1 pseudogene is annotated in these 371 nt (G+C 74.7%); it reads right to left on the bottom strand.

The features are described 5' to 3' along the window. Positions 1–371, bottom strand: a pseudogene (locus JL475_RS39430) (hypothetical protein); the annotation flags it as partial.

Here is a 371-nt window from a genome sequence, read left to right as displayed (position 1 = left end):
GGTGAGTACGCCGACCCCCGGCAGCCGGGTGAGGGACCGCGCCCGGGGATCGCCCGCGCCTGCGCGAGCAGCTGCGCATCCAGCGCGTCGATCGGCTCTTTGAGGGCGTCCATCAGGCCCAGCAGATCATCGACCACGTGACGCGAGGCGTCCGGCAGGTCCAGGCCCTCCAGCCAGGCCCGGCCGGGGGCGGTGAAGCAGCCGCCGGGCCGGTCGCTGCCCTGGTCCGCCAGGACGGCATGGATTCGGTTGCGCAACAGGGTCCGCAGCCGCACCAGCTGACAGCGGTGCCGCACCAGGGCCCGCTGCTGCCGCACCTGAAGCGGGGCGATCCACGCCTCCGGCAGCAGGTCGGCCCGCAGCAGCTGGGC

This window comes from Streptomyces sp. M2CJ-2 (genome assembly GCF_016757295.1).
Taxonomy (GTDB): domain Bacteria; phylum Actinomycetota; class Actinomycetes; order Streptomycetales; family Streptomycetaceae; genus Streptomyces.
The sequence above is the reverse complement of the archived record's forward strand: the minus strand, read 5'-3'. Positions and strand labels throughout refer to the sequence as shown.